Origin of the sequence: Streptomyces griseiscabiei, assembly GCF_020010925.1 — a bacterium.
GTDB lineage: Bacteria > Actinomycetota > Actinomycetes > Streptomycetales > Streptomycetaceae > Streptomyces > Streptomyces griseiscabiei.
In genome coordinates this window covers 324,483-342,133 of record NZ_JAGJBZ010000001.1, presented here as the reverse complement: position 1 = coordinate 342,133, position 17,651 = coordinate 324,483, and the positions used below count along the sequence as shown (strand labels likewise).

13 protein-coding genes are annotated in these 17,651 nt (G+C 72.0%); 8 read left to right on the top strand and 5 right to left on the bottom strand.

Features of this window, described 5'->3' with window-relative positions:
• The first annotated feature begins 191 nt into the window (after nt 1-191).
• The gene (locus tag J8M51_RS01395; RefSeq protein ID WP_143673278.1) at nt 192-746 is read left to right on the top strand and encodes a hypothetical protein; all 555 of its coding nucleotides are present in this window, start codon (nt 192-194) and stop codon (nt 744-746) included.
• Nucleotides 747-1,074: 328 nt separating this feature from the next.
• Nucleotides 1,075-4,218, top strand: coding sequence for a glycosyl hydrolase family 95 catalytic domain-containing protein (locus J8M51_RS01390; protein WP_398855335.1), 3,144 nt, complete (start codon nt 1,075-1,077; stop codon nt 4,216-4,218).
• A gap of 19 nt (nt 4,219-4,237) precedes the next feature.
• Here J8M51_RS01390 and J8M51_RS01385 read toward each other — a convergent pair whose 3' ends face one another.
• A complete protein-coding gene (locus tag J8M51_RS01385) occupies nt 4,238-4,930 on the bottom strand; it encodes a GNAT family N-acetyltransferase (protein WP_086758660.1) in 693 nt (230 codons plus the stop codon).
• Nucleotides 4,931-5,222: 292 nt separating this feature from the next.
• On the opposite strand from J8M51_RS01385, the gene J8M51_RS01380 reads away from it, so the two are divergent.
• The 4 genes from J8M51_RS01380 (at nt 5,223) to J8M51_RS01365 (ending at nt 11,043) form a co-directional block, all read left to right on the top strand.
• On the top strand, nt 5,223-7,481 hold the full coding sequence (locus tag J8M51_RS01380) for an MMPL family transporter (protein WP_086758661.1): 2,259 nt from the start codon (nt 5,223-5,225) through the stop codon (nt 7,479-7,481).
• 130 nt (nt 7,482-7,611) lie between these two features.
• Nucleotides 7,612-8,940 (top strand): sensor histidine kinase, encoded by a 1,329-nt coding sequence (locus tag J8M51_RS01375; RefSeq protein ID WP_256965440.1) that lies wholly within the window; start codon nt 7,612-7,614, stop codon nt 8,938-8,940.
• Nucleotides 8,937-9,593 carry a response regulator gene (locus J8M51_RS01370; RefSeq protein WP_086758665.1) on the top strand — a complete coding sequence of 219 codons (657 nt, stop codon included), beginning with the start codon at nt 8,937-8,939 and terminating at the stop codon, nt 9,591-9,593. The genes J8M51_RS01375 and J8M51_RS01370 overlap by 4 nt, the downstream gene beginning before the upstream one ends.
• 313 nt (nt 9,594-9,906) lie before the next feature.
• Nucleotides 9,907-11,043, top strand: a complete 1,137-nt coding sequence (locus J8M51_RS01365) for an AI-2E family transporter (RefSeq protein WP_086758667.1) — start codon at nt 9,907-9,909, stop codon at nt 11,041-11,043.
• Nucleotides 11,044-11,120: 77 nt separating this feature from the next.
• On the opposite strand, the gene J8M51_RS01360 is transcribed toward J8M51_RS01365, so the two are convergent.
• Nucleotides 11,121-12,050 (bottom strand): alpha/beta hydrolase, encoded by a 930-nt coding sequence (locus J8M51_RS01360; protein ID WP_267298907.1) that lies wholly within the window; start codon nt 12,048-12,050, stop codon nt 11,121-11,123.
• A gap of 259 nt (nt 12,051-12,309) precedes the next feature.
• On the opposite strand from J8M51_RS01360, the gene J8M51_RS01355 reads away from it, so the two are divergent.
• A complete protein-coding gene (locus J8M51_RS01355; protein WP_267298906.1) occupies nt 12,310-13,506 on the top strand; it encodes a polyamine ABC transporter substrate-binding protein in 1,197 nt (398 codons plus the stop codon).
• A 98-nt stretch (nt 13,507-13,604) separates the two neighbouring features.
• On the opposite strand, the gene J8M51_RS01350 is transcribed toward J8M51_RS01355, so the two are convergent.
• From J8M51_RS01350 to J8M51_RS01340, 3 genes are all read right to left on the bottom strand, one after another.
• A complete protein-coding gene (locus J8M51_RS01350) occupies nt 13,605-14,756 on the bottom strand; it encodes a sensor histidine kinase (protein ID WP_256966313.1) in 1,152 nt (383 codons plus the stop codon).
• Nucleotides 14,753-15,415 carry a response regulator gene (locus J8M51_RS01345; RefSeq protein WP_086763896.1) on the bottom strand — a complete coding sequence of 221 codons (663 nt, stop codon included), beginning with the start codon at nt 15,413-15,415 and terminating at the stop codon, nt 14,753-14,755. Before J8M51_RS01345 ends, J8M51_RS01350 begins: the two co-directional genes overlap by 4 nt.
• A gap of 357 nt (nt 15,416-15,772) precedes the next feature.
• Nucleotides 15,773-16,963 (bottom strand): serine hydrolase domain-containing protein, encoded by a 1,191-nt coding sequence (locus tag J8M51_RS01340; RefSeq protein ID WP_086763889.1) that lies wholly within the window; start codon nt 16,961-16,963, stop codon nt 15,773-15,775.
• 122 nt (nt 16,964-17,085) lie between these two features.
• On the opposite strand from J8M51_RS01340, the gene J8M51_RS01335 reads away from it, so the two are divergent.
• Complete coding sequence (locus J8M51_RS01335) at nt 17,086-17,628, top strand: hypothetical protein (protein ID WP_216590051.1); 543 nt, start codon at nt 17,086-17,088, stop codon at nt 17,626-17,628.
• Nucleotides 17,629-17,651: the final 23 nt, after the last annotated feature.

The following is a 17,651-nucleotide window of genomic DNA, read 5'->3' as shown; positions in this document are numbered from 1 at the left end:
TCTGCGGTGTCGGACGGCGCGGCGGGCCGAGAACCGCGGCGGGCCGGTGCACGGCGCCGTCCGGACCGGTGCTTCACCTCGATCGTCACCTTCCAGGACAGGGAATCGCCATGTCTTCACCACGTGCACACCGCTCACCGAGCATGCCGGGTCGCGTCCGGCGGACCACCCGGAGTCTGGCGGTGGCCGCCATGAGCGCCGCCGCTCTCGGTGCGGCGGTCCCGGCCGCGAACGCGTCCTCGTCGGCGGGCGACGCCGGATCGGCCCCGGCCGACGCCACGAGTCGCCCGTCGGTGAGCCGTAGCTTCACGCTGCCCCGGGGCGGCACACGGTCCGACCTCTCCCTGGGCTCCGCCGGTGTGCGGGTCGCCAAGTCGGCGGAGGACGTGATCACTTGCACCCTCACCCTCTACGGCCCCTACAAGGCCCCGGGCGAGGACGGGATCAGGCTCATGGGTACGTCGGCCAACGTCCGGTGCACCCATGAGGTGCAGTCCCTCCAGATCCAGCTCGTGCTCGCCCGCAACGGGACGACCGTCGCCGCGCAGGCGAACCAGAACCACGGTTCCGCCTACATCGAGGCCAACGCGGCGACCGTGTGCCTCCCGGGGTCGTGGACGTCCCAGGCGCAGAGCGCCATCGTCTTCCCGCCCGGGCAGCAGCCCCGGACGAGCAACCTCGGTGCGGCCGGGCCCGTCGTGGCGATCACCTCCTGTTCGCTGACGCGGTCCGGACAGAACGGCTGACCGGAGTCGAACCCCGGGCCGCCCAGCCCGAGTTCCGCCTGGGCGGCCCCTCGACCGGCCGCGGTACGGACGGAGGCGGCACGTGTGTTCATTTGATGCTGCCGACCTCTAGACATCGGATCAATTCTCCGGCCACGATGATCGCTCCCGCACAGGAGGATGAGAATACCTGTCGCTTCCGGTGTGGGAGCTGACGAAAGAGCCGATGAATGGGCCGGGAGACCTTACTGTGATCAATGCACCCGAACCGCAGCGACGGAGCATCCTCAAGGCCGGCGGTGCCCTCGCCTTCGCACCTTTGATCACTCAACTGACCGGTGGTACTCCCATGGGACAGGCGGTCGCCGCGGAAACCGGCACCCCCACGGCCCTCCAGTGGCCGACTCTCTCGCGCAAGGCGCTGAAGTACCGTGTCCCGGCCGCGGACTGGCAGTCGCAGGCCCTGCCGATCGGCAACGGTCGCCTCGGCGCGATGCTCTTCGCCGACCCCCACCAGGAGCGCGTCCAGTTCAACGAACAGAGCCTGTGGGGCGGACTCGACAACTACGACAACGCCCTCGCCGGCCGGCCGGACAGCGACTTCGACACCGGTATGACCGGCTTCGGCTCCTACCGCACCTTCGGCGACCTCGTCGTCACCTTCGCCACCCCGTCGAGCCCGAAGGTCACGGCCCCGGGCGGACCGTACAACAGCTCCTCGGGGGAGGGTGTCGACAAGACGTACGACGGCACGTCGAGCACCAAGTGGTGCATCGACGGGCCCGGCGAGAAGGTGCGCTGGCAGGTCGAACTGCCCGACCCCGTCGAGGTGGCGTCGTACCGTCTGACGAGCGCCAACGACGTACCGCAGCGCGACCCGCGGGAGTGGACCTTCTCGGGTTCCGCCGACGGCACCACCTGGACGGCGCTGGACAGCCGCACGCTGGACGCGCCCTTCGAGAGCCGCTTCCAGACCAAGGAGTTCACCAGCGCCGACAGCGGCGCCTACCGCTTCTACCGGTTCGACTTCGTCCCCAAGGCGGGCGTCAGCCACTTCCAGGTGAGCGAGATCGGCCTGGCCGGCGTCGATCTCGGCGGGGGCGGTTCGGTCTATCTGTCGTCGCCGAGCGGGCACTCGGAGGGCTCCGGCGCCGGGAGCGGATCCCGGGCCAAGGACATCTCGCGCTCGGTGGACGGTGATCCGGCCACGGTCTGGCGGGTCGGCGCGAGCACGACCCCGGTCGTCTGGCAGGCCGATCTGCCCCGCGCCCGAGCCGTCACCTCGTACGCGCTGACCTCGGCGCCGGACCGCCCCCGCGAGGACCCCCGGGCCTGGCGGCTGGAGGCGTCGCAGGACGGGCGTACCTGGACGACCCTCGACACCCAGAACCCCGAGAAGCCCTTCACCGCCCGCGGCGAGACACGTACCTTCCGGTTCACCAACAGCACGGCCTACCGCGTCTACCGGCTCACCCTCACCCCCGGCGCGTCCTCGACCGGCCTCGGGATCGCGGGGATCGCGCTGACGGGCGAAGGGTTCGACACCCGCACCCAGCGGACGGTCGTCGACTACCAGCGCAGCCTCGACTTCGTGGACGGCGTCCACACGACCCGCTTCGGCGCACCGGGGCGACGCGTCGTGCGCGAGGCCTTCGCCGGCCGGACCGCCGACGTCATGGTCTTCCGCTACACCTCCGACACCAGGCACGGGCTCTCCGGAACGATCTCACTGACGTCCGGTCAGGACGAGGCCCCCACGACCGTCCACGCCGACGCCCGCCGGATCGCCTTCAAGGGCGTCATGGGCAACGGCCTCCGGCACGCCTGCACCGTCCAGGTCGTCGACGCCGACGGCGACTTCGGCATCGACGAGGACGGCGACGCCGGCGACCGTGCCGCCGGCGGACCGACGCTCCGGTTCCGGGACTGCACGACCCTGACCCTGCTCCTCGACGCCCGCACCGACTACAAGCTCGACGCGGCCGCCGGCTGGCGCGGCGCCGACCCCGAACCGGTCGTCGCCAGAACCCTCGCCAAGGCGGCCCGCCGCCCCTACGCCGAACTGCGCGCCCAGCACACCGCCGAGACCCGGGCCCTGATGAACCGGGTCTCCGTCAGTTGGGGCACCTCGGACCCCGCCGTCGTGGCCCTGCCGACCGACGCCCGGCTGGCGCGCTACGCGGCCGGCGGCGAGGACCCCACCCTCGAACAGACGATGTTCGACTACGGCCGCTACCTGCTGATCGGTTCCTCCCGCCCGAAGGGCCTGCCCGCCAACCTCCAGGGCCTGTGGAACGACAGCAACCAGCCCGCCTGGGCCTCCGACTACCACACCAACATCAATGTCCAGATGAACTACTGGGGCGCCGAGACGACGAACCTGCCGGAGTGTCACGAGGCGCTCGTCGGCTTCATCGAACAGGTCGCGGTGCCCAGCCGCGTGGCGACCCGCAACGCGTTCGGCGCCGACACCCGCGGCTGGACCGCCCGCACCAGCCAGAGCGTCTTCGGCGGCAACGCCTGGGAGTGGAACACCGTCGCGAGCGCCTGGTACGCCCAACACCTGTACGAACACTGGGCGTTCACCCAGGACCTGGAGTACCTCCGCACCCTCGCCCACCCGATGATCAAGGAGATCTGCCAGTTCTGGGAGGACCATCTCAAGGAGCGTGCGGACGGACTCCTCGTCGCCCCGAACGGCTGGTCACCCGAGCACGGGCCCCGCGAGGACGGCGTCATGTACGACCAGCAGATCATCTGGGACCTGTTCCAGAACTACCTCGACTGCGAGGCGGTGCTCGACGCGGACCCCGCCTACCGGGCCAAGGTGGCGGACATGCAGGCCCGCCTCGCACCGAACAAGATCGGCAGATGGGGCCAGCTGCAGGAGTGGCAGGAGGACATCGACAGCCCCACCGACATCCACCGCCACACCTCCCACCTCTTCGCGGTCTACCCCGGTCGCCAGATCACCCCGGCCACGGCCGAGTTCGCGGCCGCCGCCCTCGTCTCCCTCAAGGCGCGGTGCGGCGAGAAGGAAGGCGTCCCGTTCACCGCCGCGACGGTCTCCGGCGACAGCCGACGCTCCTGGACCTGGCCCTGGCGGGCGGCCCTCTTCGCCCGTCTCGGCGACGGCCGCCGCGCCCAGATCATGCTGCGCGGCCTGCTGACCTACAACACCCTGCCCAACCTCTTCTGCGACCACCCGCCCTTCCAGATGGACGGCAACTTCGGTATCTCGGGCGCGGTGGCGGAGATGCTCCTGCAGAGCCACGACGGCGTGATCCACCTGCTGCCCGCCCTCCCGGACGCGTGGAAACCCCGGGGCTCCTTCACCGGCCTGCGCGCCCGCGGCGGCTACGAGGTCAGCTGTGAGTGGCGCGACGGCAAGGTCACGTCGTACGACATCGTGGCCGACCGGGCCCGCCACCGGAAGCCCGTCACCGTACGGGTCGACGGCACCGACAAGAAGGTGAGGCCGGCCAGGCCCTGACGCGCACCGCGCTCACGGTTCACGGCGTACGGAATCCGCGGAAGGTCACCTGGCTGCGGCTCTCGAAGCCGAGCCGTTCGTACAGGGCGGTCGCGGCGGTGTTCGTCTCGGCGACGTGCAGGAAGGGACGTTCGTTCCGGGCCAGGACGCGTGCGGTGACCGCCCCCACCAGGCGGACGGCGTGGCCCTGGCCGCGCGCCTCGGGGGCGGTGCAGACGGCGCTTATCTCGCTCCATCCGGGAGGCCGGAGACGCTCGCCCGCCATGGCCACGAGACGGCCGTCGACGCGGACGCCCAGATAGGTGCCGAGTTCGTGGGTGCGCGGCCAGAACGGTCCCGGCCGGGTCCGTGCGACGAGGTCGAGCATCTCGGGCACATCGGCCGGGCCCAGTTCGACCACGCCGTCGACGCCCGTCGGACCGGGCCGGCCGCCGGGCCAGATCATCTGCCGGCCTTCGAGGACGAACACCGGCTCCCAGTCCGGCGGCGGGAGCGCCGGGCAGCTGAACATGTCGGCGAAGGCGTCCCGGCCGAGCAGTCCGGCGAGATCGTCCCAGTCCGCCGCCTCGGCGGTGGGCGACACCGCCGAGAAGGTCGCCACGTCCGCCACGTACGTGGCGGCCCGGCCCAGCCGTCGGCCGAGACCCGCGTGATGCCCGCGCAGTGACTCACCCACCGGATCGTCGAGTACGGCGGTGTCCACGCTCGTCATGCTGTCGTGCCCTTCCCGGACTGCTCCTGCTGCTCCCGCTGTTCCGGCCGTTCGGCGCAACACGAAACGGCCGGGGCGCCGCCCAACGGTACCGTCACCGTCGCCCGGCCGGTCCGGCAGAGGTCCTTGAGGAGGAGTGCGACCAGTACCGCAGGAGGAGGCGCCGGCGCCGTATCCGCTTCCCCGGTGCCGGGGGCGGCCGGAATTCCGCGCCTAGCTTGAGGGACGGGTCACGCAGACCCACTCAGTTCTCGTCATCCGTCCCGTTGTTTTCCCAGGTGGGAGTACCTCTGTGGCCACCTTCCTCTACAGGATCGGCCGGTTCGCCTTCCGGCGGCGCCGTCTCGTGGTGCTGTTGTGGATCGCCGTTCTCGCGGTCGTCGGCATTGGCTCCGCGAGTGTGTCCGGCACGTCGTCGGACCAGTTCACGATTCCCGGCACCCAGTCGCAGAAGGCGCTGGACCTGCTCGACAAGGAGTTCCCCCAGGCCTCCGCGTCGGGTGCCACCGCCCGAGTCGTCTTCGAGGCCCCCCGCGGGCAGCAGCTGACGTCCGGCGCCCACCGGACCGAGGTCGAGGCGCTGATCGCCGACCTCCAGAAGGCTCCCCAGGTGGCGAGCGTCAGCGACCCGTACGCCAGCCGCCTCATCAGCCGGGACGGCACCGTCACCTACGCGCAGGTGACCTACCGGGTCGCCCAGGCCGACATCACCCCCGAGGCACGGGACGCCCTGCACGCCGTCGCCGAGAAGGGCGACAAGGCGGGCCTCGCGGTGAGCCTGGGCGGTAACGCCGTCAACGAGAAGGAAGGCGCGAACGCCGCCGAACTGATCGGTCTCGCGGTGGCCGCCGTGGCACTGGTGATCACCTTCGGCTCGCTGCTCGCCGCGGGTCTGCCGCTGCTGACCGCCCTCCTGGGCGTCGTCATGGCGATCCTGTCGATCACCATCGCCACTGCGCTCTGGGACATGAGCTCCTCGGCGTCGACGCTCGCGCTGATGCTGGGCCTCGCGGTCGCCATCGACTACGCCCTGTTCATCGTCTCCCGCTACCGCGGTGAGATCAGGGAGGGCCACGACCCGGAGGAAGCCTGCGGCCGGGCCCTGGGGACGGCCGGATCGGCGGTCGTGTTCGCCGGCCTGACCGTGGTGATCGCTCTCGCGGGACTCACCGTCGTGGGCATCCGGATGCTGTCCGACCTGGGTCTGGCGGCGGCGTTCGCGGTCGTCGTGGCCGTCGTCGTCGCCCTGACCCTGCTGCCCGCCGTCCTCGGCTTCGCCGGCCCACGCATCATGAAGGGCAACCTCAAGACCAAACGCATGCGCGCGCTGGAGCGGGGCGAGGGCGAGCCGATGGGCGTGCGCTGGGCACGGTTCGTCATCGCCCGCCCGTGGAAGGCGCTCATCCTCTCGACGGCCGTCCTGGGCCTGCTGGCCGCTCCCGCGCTCGGGATGCGGCTGGGCATGCCCGACGACAGCACCGCCCCGGCGGGCAGCACCCAGCGGACCGCCTACGACACCCTGAGCAAGGGCTTCGGCCCCGGCTACAACGGCCCGCTCACCGTCGTCGTCGACGCCCGGGACAGCGGGGACCCGAAGGCCGCCGCCGCGGAGACGGTGACAGCGCTGGGCAAGCTGCCCGACGTCGCCTCCGTGAGCCCGGCGGTGTTCAACACCTCGGGTGACGTGGCACTGATCCGGGCCGTCCCGAAGAGCTCCCCCAACAGCCAGAAGACGGTGGACCTGGTCGGGGAGATCCGTGACACCACCGCCCCCGCCCTGCTGAAGGCCACCGACGCGGAGGTCGTCGTCACCGGTACGACGGCCCTGAACATCGACGTCTCCGACAAGCTCGGCGATGCCCTCGTGCCCTACCTCCTGGTGGTCGTCGGCCTGGCCGTGATCCTGCTGCTGCTCGTGTTCCGCTCGATCCTGGTCCCCCTCAAGGCGACACTCGGCTTCCTGCTCAGCGTGGTGGCGACGCTCGGCGTCCTGGTCGCGGTCTTCCAGTGGGGCTGGCTCAAGGACGTCTTCGGCGTCGACACGACCGCGCCCATCGTGAGCGTGATGCCGATCTTCATGATCGGCGTGGTCTTCGGACTCGCCATGGACTACCAGGTCTTCCTCGTCACCCGGATGCGCGAGGAGTACGTCCACGGCGCCGAGCCCACCGAGGCGGTGATCGCGGGCTTCCGGCACGGAGCCCGGGTGGTGACGGCCGCGGCGATCATCATGATCTCGGTCTTCGCCGGGTTCCTGCTCGCCGACGCCTCACTGATCAAGTCGATCGGCCTGGGACTCGCCTCGGCGGTCCTCTTCGACGCCTTCGTGGTCCGTATGACGATCGTGCCCGCGGTCATGACCCTGCTGGGACGCCGGGCCTGGGCCCTGCCCCGCTGGCTGGACCGGATCCTGCCCGACGTGGACGTCGAGGGGGAGAAGCTGCGCCACGCCCTGGCCGGGCAGGCCCGCACCCCGGAGCCCGACGAGGACTCCGGTCAGGGAAGTCGGCGGGACAGGCCGCTCGAACCCGTCCGCGGAGCCCAGGACTGAAGGCCCGGCCGCCTACAGTGGGCCGGCGCACGTGATCCCACGGAGTCGCAGCGGCCCCTTCGGTCGCCGTCCGTCGGCCCCCACCCCCGGGGCCGACGGACGGTCCGCCCGTACCTCGGAGACACACGCCGTGACGTCAGCATTCAAGGACCCCTCGGTCGACCCCTGCAGCATGCTGGGCGGCTCGGAGCACCGGACCGTCATCCGGCTCCTGACCTTTCTCGTCTCGGTGGGACAGGCGGACCGGGCGCATCCCCACGTCAAGCGATGGGGCATGCCGCTGGTGTGCGTCGCCCTCGGCCTCCAGCCCCTGCTGGAGTACCCCCGCTCCGGACCCCCGCTCCCGGTCGCGCTGCTCCTGCTCGCCGGAATCGGCGTGCCGCTGCTGTGGCGGCAGAGCCATCCTGTGCTGGTGTTCGCCGTCGTCACGGGCTTCTCCGCGGCGGAGGCCGCCTGCGGGGTGCTGAACAACGCGCACTTCCTCGCCCAGATGGTCGTGCTCTACAACCTGGCCCGCTTCGCCACCCCCGCCGCCCTGGTCGGAGCCGTCTCGGTCGCCGTGACCCAGACCCTGGTCACCGTCCTCGCCTTCACGTCCGACGTGCAACTGGAACGCATCACCTCGGCCCTGGCGCTGGCGGTCATGCTGACCCTCGGCATGATCGCGATGGCCGGACTGGGACTGGGCGGCCGGGTGGCGCGCCTGTACATCACCACCCTCCAGGACCGGACGGTGCGGCTGGAGGTGGAGCGGGACCAGCGGGCCCGGCTCGCGGAGGCGGCGGAGCGGGCCCGTATCTCCCGGGAGATGCACGACATCCTCGGCCACACCCTCGCCGTCATCGTCGGCCTCGCCGACGGCGCGGCCGGACTGGCCGAGGCCAAGCCCGAGCGGGGTGCCGAGACACTGCGGATCATCGCCGACAGCGGGCGCGGCGCCCTCGGCGATCTGCGGCGGCTCCTCGGCACCCTCCACGAGGACGGCGACGCGGCCCGCGACAGCGCCTCCCGGGACACCCCGCTGGCACCCCAGCCCGGCCTGACCGACCTCGACGCCCTCCTGGAACGGGTCCGGGCCGCCGGCCCCACCGTGAACCTGAACACCGAGGGGAACCTCACCGGCCTCCCCGCGGGACTCCAGCTCACCGTCTACCGCATCGTCCAGGAAGCCCTCACCAACACCCTCAAGCACGGATCGCTCACCACGACGGTCGACGTGACCCTCGCGGCGACCTCCCGCGCGGTACAGGTCGCCGTCGAGGACGGCGGCCCGCCCCGTACACCCCGCAAACGCCCCCGGTCCGACGGGGGACAGGGGCTCCTCGGCATGCGCGAGCGTGCCCTGCTCTACCAGGGGACCGTGACCGCCGGCCCGAACTCCCGGGGCGGCTGGAGCGTCCGAGCGGAACTGCACTTCGTCCCACCCACCCCTACGCCCACGGAGAAGCACCCGGCATGACCACTGTCCTCATCGTCGACGACCAGGCCCTGCAACGCCTCGGCTTCAGCATGCTCATGGAACAGCACCCCGACCTCACGGTCGTCGGCGAGGCCACGCACGGCACCGAGGCCGTACGGATGACGGCCGAACTCCACCCCGACGTCGTGCTGATGGACGTCCGTATGCCCGGCATGGACGGCATCGAGGCGACCCGGCGCATCGTCACCTCCGGCGGTCGCTCCCGCGTGCTGGTCATGACCACCTTCGACCTGGACGAGTACGCGTACGACGCCCTGCGCGCCGGAGCCAGCGGCTTCCTCCTCAAGGACGCCCTGCCCGCGGAACTCCTCGCCGGAATCCGCGCGGTCGCGGCCGGGGACGCCGTCATCTCACCGGGCCTGACCCGCAAGCTCATCGACGCCTTCACCACGCGCCTGCCCGGCCACAGCCCCGAGCAGACGCGGCAGCTGGAAGCCCTCACCGAACGTGAGATCGAGGTCCTCACGGCGGTCGCCACCGGCTGCAGCAACGCCGAGGTCGCCGAACGCCTGCATCTGGCCGAGACCACCGTCAAGTCCCACGTCAGCCGCATCCTCGCCAAGATCGGCGCCCGGGACCGGGTCCAGGCGGTCATCTTCGCCTACGACGTCGGGCTCGTACGGCCGGCCTGAGCGGCCGGTGCGAGGGGCCGGCACGAGCGTCGGCGGGAACAGCCGGGTGGGACGCCGTACGGGCGTACGGAGGGAGAAGGCCGGAGTGAGCATACGCAGCGGGGAACGTGGGGGCGCCCGTCCGGGGTCCGCGGGGGCCGTACGTGCCTCGGGAGTTCCGGGAGCGGGGGAGCGACGGCGGCGAGGGGCCGTGCATCGGACGCGGCCGGTGATCAGGGCCGGGGGCGCGCCCCCGGGCGGGCCGGGGCGGTCCGGCCGGGACCGGGCGGACCGGCGGCACGACCCGCTCGCCGGGATCGCCCGGCGGGTGGCCGTGGGGAGCGCGCTGATACTCCTCGTCAGCGGGGTCGTCTCCGTCGTGGTGTGGTTCTGCGTCGCGTTCGAGACGATCGTGACACCGGTCCTGCTCGCGCTGCTGGGCGCCGCCCTGCTCGGCCCGCTCTACCGCCGGCTGGTCGCGATGAGGATCAACAAGTCGCTCGCCGCCGGGCTGACCTGTGCCGCCGTCGTCGTGGTCATGGGCGGGGCGGCGTACATCGTGGTGACCGCCCTGATCGACACGGGCGATCAGATCGTCTCCTCGCTGCGCGACGCGGCCGCGTCGCTCGGGGAGCGGTTCGAGGTGGCGGGGACCTCCCTGGACGATCTCGCCGCGAACGCGCAGGACCTGCTGGCGAGGTTCGGCGGGACCGCCGTCTCCGGTCTGCTCAGCGGCGTGAGCGTGGTCGCCGAGACGACCGCGACCGGCACGCTCGCCATCCTGCTGATGTTCTTCTTCCTGCGTGACTCCGACCGGGCCGTCGCCGCACTGCACTCGCTCGCTCCTCGCGGCTCCGGCGGCACGCTCGAAGTGATCGCCCGGCGCGCCTTCCGCGCGATCGAGGGCTTCATGCGCGGCACGACGATCGTCGCCTTCATCGACGCCGTCTGCATCACCGTCGGCCTGCTCGTCCTGGACGTCCCCGGCGCGGTCGGACTCGGCGCGCTGGTGTTCATCGGCGCGTACATCCCCTACCTCGGCGCGCTTCTGTCCGGGGCGGTCGCGGTCCTGGTCGCCTTCGCCGACGGGGGCCTCGGGACCGCGCTGTGGGTCCTCGGCATCGTCTTCGCGGTGCAACTCGTCGAGGGCAATGTGCTGCAGCCGATGATCCAGAGCCGCACGCTGCAGATGCACCCCGCGGTGATCCTGCTGGCCCTCACCGCCGGTGCGTCGGTCGCCGGAATCCTCGGCATGCTCCTGTCCGTGCCCATGACCGCGGCGGCGTTCGGGGTGCTGTCGGAGCTGCGGGGCCGCTACGAGGACGGAGACCCCCCGGCCGCCTCCCCGGCGGCAGCCGCTGCGCCGTCCCCTCCGCCGTCCCCTCGCCCGTCCCGTCCGGCGTCCCCTCGGCCGTCGCGCCTGGCGTCGCGCCTGTCACGCGGGCTCAAGGGCACGGCGTCCGGAGCCTGACCCGTCGACACCGGTGGTGGCTGGTCGGGAGCGGTCGGCGGGCCCCACTCGCCGACCGCCTTCGCCGGGGGCCGTGCTCAGCCGGGGTGCACGGCGCGGCGCATGTGCCGGGCCATCGACCGGTAGATGTTCCGGGCCGTCTCGGCGTCCTTCTGGTCGTAGCCGTGGTCGGCCCCCGGCACGTCGAGATGCTCGCGCAGGGCTCCGACCGCGCGCAGGCGCTCGGCGTAGCGTGTGCCCTCCGCGCGGAGCAGATCGTGCTCCGGTGTGATGACGAGGGCGGGTGCGATGCCGGTCAGATCGGCGGTGTCGGAGGGGTGGGCGGGGGAGACCAGGGGATGGCCGCGCTTCTCCGGGTCCGGGACGTAGGAGGTGTCGAAGACGTCCGCCATCCACGGGCGCAGCATCGGCTTGGCGATGACCGAGCGCTTGTCCCTGGCATCGGTGACGAGATCCAGAGGGGGATAGTGCAGGATCTGCAGCGCGAGGGAGGGGCCTCCCTTCTCCAGTGCCTGACGGGCCACCGCCGCGGCGAGGGCACCTCCGGCGCTCTGGCCCCCCACGGTGAGGAGGCCGCCGTCCCAGCCGTGTTCGGCGCCGTGCCCCGCGACCCACTCGACAACCTCGTACGCCTGGTGCGGCGGCGCGGGAAACGGGTGCTGCGGCGCGACGACGTAGTCCACGTTCACCACCACCGCCCCCGCCTCGGCCGCGAGGAAGCGGCACAGCGGATCGTCCAGTTCGACGGGCGGCAGGACGAAGCCGCCACCGTGGAAGTTCACATGGACCGGCGGCAAGGGCGCGTCGGCGGCACCCTCGGGTACGTACACCACGGCGCGGGCCGGGGCGACGGAGGTCGGGACGGTCAGCTCGTAGGTGTTCCGGGGGTACTCCGGATAGCGCTTGTGCAGGGAGGACGCGACGTGCCGGTCCGCCAGCAGGGCGTTGAGGCGCTGCATCGCCTTGGCGACGGGAGTGGCGAACGCCGGGCGGGCCAGGAGAGACATGACAGCTCCGTTCGATCAGTTCAATGCATTCGATCGGTTCGATGAGTTCGGGTGAGTCGGTCGAGGTTAGTCATCGCCCGACGGCGGAGCAGGGCACCGGAGAAGCGAAAACGTCCAGGTCCACTGCTACTGGAGGAGGAGGCGCCGGCCTACTTCCGGACGAACGGCACGCCGGGATGGACAGGGTGTCCGCGGGCGGCGCCCGCGCTCGACGGGGCGTCCATTGCCCGCTGCCGTCCGGCCCCGCCATGCTTCCCGGATGCTGCCTCGCCCGCGGACCCTCCCGCCCGTCCCCTCCCGCCGCACCCTGCTGCGTGTCCTCGGCGGGGGCGCCGCGCTCGGCGCCCTCGCCGGGTGCGGGGTTCCCGCGGCCTACGTGGCACCCGGCGACCGGGCCGCGACGGATCTCTCGGCGCGCGAGAAGAGGCTGGCGTTCGCCAACTGGCCGCTGTACGTCGACACCGACGACTCCGACGCCTCGCGGCGCCCCACGCTGGAGGCCTTCGAGGAGGGCACCGGGATCGCCGTCGACTACGTCGAGGAGATCAACGACAACGACGAGTTCTTCGGCAAGGTCAGCCCGGCGCTGATGAACCATCAGCAGACCGGCCGGGACCTGATCGTCCTCAGCGACTGGATGTGTGCCCGCTTCGTCCGGCTGGGCTGGGTCCAGGCCATGGACGCGGCGAACCTGCCGAACGTCACCCGTCATCTGGACCCGCAGCTGCGCTCGCCCGCCTTCGATCCCGGCCGCGCGCACACCGTGCCCTGGCAGTCGGGGATCACCGGCATCGCCTACAACCGGCGCGAGGTGGGCCGGGAGATTCGGAGTGTCGCCGATCTGTGGGCGGACGGCCTCAAGGGGCGCGTCACGCTTCTCTCCGGGCTGGACGAGGCGTTCGCGCTGCTGATGCAGGGCAACGGCGTCGATGTCACGCGCTGGACCGCCGACGACTTCCACACCGTCTGCGACCAGGTCGAGGCGCGGGTCCGGACCGGTCACATCCGCCGTTTCACCGGCAACGACTACATCAAGGACCTCGCCGGCGGCGACGTTCTCGCCTGCCAGGCGTACTCGGGCGATGTCATCCAGCTCCAGGCCGACGACCCGGACATCCGCTTCGTCGTCCCCGAGGAGGGCGCCGAACTCTGGTCGGAGTCCCTGATGATCCCCAACCTGGCCCGTCACAAGACGAACGCCGAGCGCCTGGTCGACCACTACTACGACCCGGAGGTCGCCGCCGAACTCGCCGCCTGGGTCAACTACGTCTGCCCGGTCCCCGCCGCCCGCGACGTCCTCGCCTCCGCCAAGGACGAGGAGACCGCCGCCCTCGCCGAGGATCCGCTGATCTTCCCCGACGACGCCATGCGCGCCCGGCTCGCCGTCGCCCGGGACATCACCTCGGCGGAACGGCGGGAGCTCGCCCGGCGGTGGAACGGAATCGTCGGGCTGTAGCTCGCGCCGTCGAGCGGACGGCGTACGGCGCCGCGCCTCACGAGCCGGTTCGGTTCGGATCGGACCGGACCGGACCGGCTCGGGCCCGGCGGGTGGCGTCAGGTGTCCCCGTGGGCCGGGATCCGCAGACTCACCTCGAAGCCGCCCTCGGGGGTGGGGCCGGATCCGAGGACGCCGCTGAGCAGTTCGGCGCGTTCTCTCAGGCCGATGAGGCCCTGGTGGGAGCCGGGCAGGGGCAGCGAAGGGCGGGTGGGCGGAGTATTGGTGACGGTGACGCCGAAGGAGTCGCCGTCGCCGTCGCCGTCGCCGTCGTCGGCGTCGGTGCGCCACAGCCGGATGGTGGCGGTGGCGCCGGGCGCGTGCTTGCGGACGTTGGTGAGGGCTTCCTGGACGGTGCGGTAGACGGCGCGCTGTGCGGTCGTGCTGATGTCGGGCGGCAGATCACCGGTCAGCCGGGCCTCGATGCCGCTGTTCGTCACGAGCCGGTGGAGGTCGGCGAGGGTGGGCTGAGGGGTCAGCTCGGTGGTGCGGCTGCCGGAGGCCCGCAACAGGGTGACCATATGACGCAACTCGTCGAGGGTGTCGACGCTCAGTGACCGGATGGTGCGGGCGCCCTCCCTGAACCTCGGTTCGGTCGCCGCCACCTGGAGGGCGCCCGCCTGTACGGCGATGAGGCTGACCTGATGGGAGACGACATCGTGCATCTCGCGGGCGAGCTGGGCGCGTTCCCGGGCGAGGACGGCCTGGGAGTGCAGCAGCCGCTCGTGTTCCCGGGCCTCCTCGATCTCGGCGAGCCGCCGGGCCAGGTCCCGGCGGGCCTGGACGAGCTGGCCCAGCAGGACCGGGGCGGCGGCGGTGGCGAGCGTGTAGAAGAAGTAGACGACCGTCCAGGTGCGGTCGTGCGAGGAGAACTCGTCGAGCGGCCAGGGGGACGCGGAGGCGGTGGCGAAGAGCACCGCGCACACCACGAGCAGACGGCGGTCGCGGGAGCGTTCCGCCAGGGTGAACAGGGCGGCGAACGGGGCGAAGACGATGTCCAGCATCAGGCTCGCGGGCAGGGTCAGCAGGAACACCGGCAGGGGGAAGCGGCGTCGAACCGTGAGGGCGACACAGGCCAGGGCCGCCATCGCGCGGGCGAGGCCGCTCGCGCCGCCGAGACACAGCACGATGTCGATGACGGCCACCGCGACGACCACGAGGTCGACGACCGGGTCCGGGATTCGCGCCCACCACGCTCTGGGCACGGTCACCGCCGGGGCCCCGGGCGCCGTGCCGCGTCGTCGAGCAGACCGGCCCGCTGGGCGAGCAGCGCGGCCTGCACCCGGCTGCCGACCCGCAGTTTGGTGAGGATCGCGCTGACATGGTCCTTGACGGTGCCCGCGCTGAGGTGGATACGGGTGCCGATGTCGGCGTTGGACAGGCCCTCCGCGATCAGTACCAGGACCTCGCGCTCGCGTTCGGTGAGCAGCCGGACGCGCCCCGCCTCGGCGTCGTCGGCCGCGGTGGCCCCGGGGTGGCTCTGCCACACGGCCCGGGACGCCTTCGGCGACATCACGACGCCGCCCGCGGCCAAGGTGCGCACCAGCTGGGCGAGTTGGTCGGGCTCGGTGTCCTTGAGGAGGAAACCCGCCGCACCGGAGCGCAGCGCGGTGAGGATGTACTCGTCGGCGTCGAACGTGGTCAGCATCGCCACCACCGGTGGCCGCGGCAGGACCCGCAGCTGCCGCAGCACCGTCAGCCCGTCGACGTCCGGCATCCGGATGTCCAGCAGCACGACGTCGGGACCTTCCCGCCGTACGGTGTCGACGGCCTCGGCGCCGGTCGTGGTCGCGACCACCTCGATGTCGTCGGCCGCGCTCAGGATGAGTTCGAAGCCGGAGCGCACCAGCGCCTCGTCATCCACCACCATGACCCGGATCACGGGCTCTCCTGCCTCGCCGTAGGGTGCGTACGGTTTCGGCCGCACGTCGATGTCGTGTGTCACTGCTCCGACCGTAGTCCCGGCCGTGCCTGCCAGGACGGCTCGGCGGGGCACTCCAGCCACCCGGGGGGTGAGTTCCCGCCGCACGGGGGAGTCACCGTCGCCCCCGAGGCGGTGGTCCCGCCGCGGTGACCGGTGGTGGCGTCGGCGATCCGTAGTACCCCGGCCGGTTCGACGGCCGCCGCGCCGCCGGATGTGATCGTCGTGATCGCCGGCGAGTTCGTCAAGCGGGGCGCGGCCGTGCGGCCTGTGCGTGGCCCAGGTCGTGTTCACTCCGGGGGAGGATCAGCCGCGAACGCGGTCCGCGACACCCAGCGTCAGTTCCTGCGCCTGCTCCTCCAGGTTCCATTTCCCCTCGCGGTGTGCGTGGTTGCTGATCCAGAAGACGAGGACCCCGTCGTCCAGGTACCGGCCCAGTAGCCCGAGGGACCAGTCGTTGCCGCCGTCGTGCCAGGCGAGCGGGCCGTCCGGCGTGTCGCGGACGCTCCAGCCGTAGCCGTACGCGTTCCCCGATTCCGGCTCCTGCACGTGGGGCCGGAAGAGCTTCTCCCTGGCCCGGGCCGGCAGGATCCTGTCGCCCAGGAGCGCGCGGTGCCAGCGGAACATGTCCTGTGCGGTGGAGAGCATGCCGCCGTTGCCGCGCAGGTTCCAGTACGGTCCGTCGGCGGCCCAGGGGTGGTCGAAGGGCCTGCCCCGGGCGCGCCCCTCGCCGTCGTACTCCACCGCGACCAGGTGCCGTGGCAGGCGGGGCAGTACGTAGCCGGTCCGATCCATCCCGGCCGGCGCGAACAGGTGCCGGGCCAGGAACCGTTCGTACGGCTGCCCGGACGCCTCCTCGACGATCACGGCGAGCAGGCTGTAGCCGGTGTTGGAGTAGTGGAACTCCTCGCCCGGGGCGGAGAGCGGCTTCGAGGACAGGGCCCCGCGCACCAACTCCTCCCGTGACACCGGGTCGTAGTCGTCGCCGAGCCCCTCGGGCAGGCCCGACGTGTGGGTGAGCAGGTGCTCGATGGTGATGCCGCGCTTGTCCTCGGGTACGGGCCGCCGCCCATGTCCGAGGAACCGGCCGATCGGATCGCTCACCCGCAGCCGGCCCATCACCTCGAGCTTCACGATCGCGGCCGCGGTGAACTGCTTGGTGATCGACATGACGTCGTACACGGTCAAGCAGCTCGCGGGGGTGCCGGCGGAGCGGTCCGCCACTCCGAAGCCGCCGCAGTACACGAGCCGGTCACCGCGGGCGGCGACGACGCTGACGCCGGGACCGGCGGGCAGCGTGCGGCGCAGGAAGCCGGCCACCGACGCTCCGTCGTGGTGCCGGGGCTTCGGGACGCGGGCCGACGGCGTCCCGGCGTCGGCCCCTTCGGCGCACCCGGCGACCAGCAGTGCCAGGGCGAGGGCGGCGCCGAGGGCCGTACGGCGGCGGGAGCGGCGGCGGTGCCGCTGATGGCGGTGGTGGGACGGCGTCGTACGCATGGGACCTCTCCAACATCGGGAATGCGCACCGAGGTTGACCGTCGCTGACGCCGTTCCTCAAGCCACTAGGGTGTTCGAGCTTGTGCGAGCCCGTGTACGTCCAGGTCAACAGGGGGACCGAGATGACCACACCACCGCCCACACCACCGGACACCGACGCGGTCGCCTTCGTGGCGGCACTCCGCCACCTCAAGACCTGGTCCGGCCACAGCTACCGCCGACTGGAACGCCGCGCGACCGCGGCGGGCCACACCCTGCCCTACTCCACGGCGGCGACCATGCTCGGCCGGGACCGGCTGCCCCGCGCGGAGTCCGTCGCCGCGTTCGTGGCGGCCTGCGGGGTGCCCGAGGACGAGGCGGACGCCTGGCTGGACGCCCGCCTGACCATCGCGTGCGGCGGCCTCGCCGGGACGGTCGGTGACTCCGCCGGGACGGCCGGACCCTCTGCCGAGGCGACCGGAGGGTCCCCCGAGGCGACCGATGCGCTCGCCGAGGCGCCTCGTCCGTTGCCGCGGAACAGGCCCTTCCGGCACTCCCGTCGCACCCTGGCGGCGGTCGCGGCCCTGATCGCGGCACTCCTCGGCGGCGTGGCGGCGGCCGGCGCCCTCACCGACGACGTGGAGATCGAGCGGCCACGGACCTCACTCCACCTGCCGCGCTCCTGAGACCTGCCGCGCTCCTGGGGCAT

Excerpts from the sequence above, each read along its gene's own strand:
- J8M51_RS01395 (WP_143673278.1), top strand. The coding sequence starts at position 192 with ATGAGCGCCGCCGCTCTCGGTGCGGCGGTCCCGGCCGCGAACGCGTCC.
- J8M51_RS01390 (WP_398855335.1), top strand. The coding sequence starts at position 1,075 with ATGGGACAGGCGGTCGCCGCGGAAACCGGCACCCCCACGGCCCTCCAG.
- J8M51_RS01385 (WP_086758660.1), bottom strand. The coding sequence starts at position 4,930 with ATGACGAGCGTGGACACCGCCGTACTCGACGATCCGGTGGGTGAGTCA.
- J8M51_RS01370 (WP_086758665.1), top strand. The coding sequence starts at position 8,937 with ATGACCACTGTCCTCATCGTCGACGACCAGGCCCTGCAACGCCTCGGC.
- J8M51_RS01360 (WP_267298907.1), bottom strand. The coding sequence starts at position 12,050 with ATGTCTCTCCTGGCCCGCCCGGCGTTCGCCACTCCCGTCGCCAAGGCG.
- J8M51_RS01355 (WP_267298906.1), top strand. The coding sequence starts at position 12,310 with ATGCTGCCTCGCCCGCGGACCCTCCCGCCCGTCCCCTCCCGCCGCACC.
- J8M51_RS01345 (WP_086763896.1), bottom strand. The coding sequence starts at position 15,415 with ATGGTGGTGGATGACGAGGCGCTGGTGCGCTCCGGCTTCGAACTCATC.
- J8M51_RS01340 (WP_086763889.1), bottom strand. The coding sequence starts at position 16,963 with ATGCGTACGACGCCGTCCCACCACCGCCATCAGCGGCACCGCCGCCGC.
- J8M51_RS01335 (WP_216590051.1), top strand. The coding sequence starts at position 17,086 with ATGACCACACCACCGCCCACACCACCGGACACCGACGCGGTCGCCTTC.